General features: G+C 76.4%; 2 protein-coding genes. Both read right to left on the bottom strand.

Going from position 1 to position 1115, the window contains the following annotated elements:
* A partial coding sequence (locus ACFV6I_RS39725) for a zf-HC2 domain-containing protein (protein ID WP_380431179.1) occupies positions 1–322 on the bottom strand: 322 nt, incomplete at its 3' end.
* The gene (sigK, locus tag ACFV6I_RS39720) at positions 319–903 is read right to left on the bottom strand and encodes an ECF RNA polymerase sigma factor SigK (protein WP_380375490.1); all 585 of its coding nucleotides are present in this window, start codon (positions 901–903) and stop codon (positions 319–321) included. The genes sigK and ACFV6I_RS39725, both read right to left, overlap by 4 nt.
* Positions 904–1115 lie beyond the last annotated feature (212 nt).

The raw sequence follows: 1115 nt of genomic DNA, 5'->3' as shown, positions 1-1115 counted from the left end.
CCGCCAGACAGGCCGCCAGCTCCAGCCGCGGCCACCCGCGGGCGATCCGCCCGGGGCGCCGGGCGCCGTCGGGCCCGGCCGCGGCGCGCGGGGCCTCCTGCCGGACGGTGTCCAGCGCGTCCATCACCCGCGACTTCAGCTCCCCGGGCACCGCGACGGCCTGCGCGGCGCCCAGCCTGGCCAGCGTCGCCGTGAACTCGGCCACCTCCCGGGCGCAGGCCGGGCACTGCGCCAGGTGGCGCTCGAACTGCGCGCGCTCGTCCGCGTCGAGGGCGTGCGCGGCGTAGGCGCCGGTCAGCGTGTGCAGGTCGGCGCCGCTCATGCTCCCACTCCCAGGCAGTCGCGCAGCCGGATCAGCGCGTCGCGCATCCGGGTCTTGACGGTGCCCAGCGGGGTGCCGAGCAGTTCGGCGACCTGCGGGTAGGTGTACCCGCGGTAGTAGGCCAGCGTGATCGACTCCCGCTGCAACTCGGTCAGCCCCTTCAGGCAGCGCCGCACCTGCTCGCGTTCCAGCCGCCCCTCGACCTGCTCGGCGACCTCGTCGAACGCCGGCACGTGCGAGGCGGCGGCGGCCCGCTGGTCGCGGTCGGCGGCCGCCTGCGCCGCCCGCACCCGGTCCACGGCGCGGCGGTGGGCGATGGTCAGCACCCACGCCAGCACCTCCCCGCGCTCGGGCCGGTAGCGGGCGCAGGTGCGCCACACCTCCAGCATCACCTCCTGCGCGACCTCCTCGGACTGCGCCGGATCCCGCAGCACCCGGCGGACCAGCCCCAGCACCGGGCCCGCCACCGCGTCGTACAGCCGGCCGAACGCCTCCCGGTCGCCGAGCGCGGTCCTGCTCAGCAACTCCTTGAGGTCGGTGCCCGGACGCCCCGGCCCGGACAGGTGAACGACTGTGCTCATCCGGCCGCCTCGCGCTCGCAACGCACGGGCGACGGCCCCGGCCAGTGGACGGTGGGCATGGCACGACCTCCAGGGAATCCCGGCCGGACGGACACCCGGCCGGGCCGACGGAACACGGCGACGTCAGGCGTTCGAAGCCGCACCCGGCGCGGATTGCCCGCGAAGGACACCAGATTTCCGGCCCCCGGGAAGGACACCGGGTCTCCTGCGGG

It is taken from the genome of Kitasatospora sp. NPDC059803, assembly GCF_042732255.1.
In the GTDB taxonomy this organism is placed as follows: Bacteria; Actinomycetota; Actinomycetes; order Streptomycetales; family Streptomycetaceae; genus Kitasatospora.
Note: the sequence above shows the minus strand (reverse complement) of the source record. Positions and strands in the feature narration are given on the sequence as shown.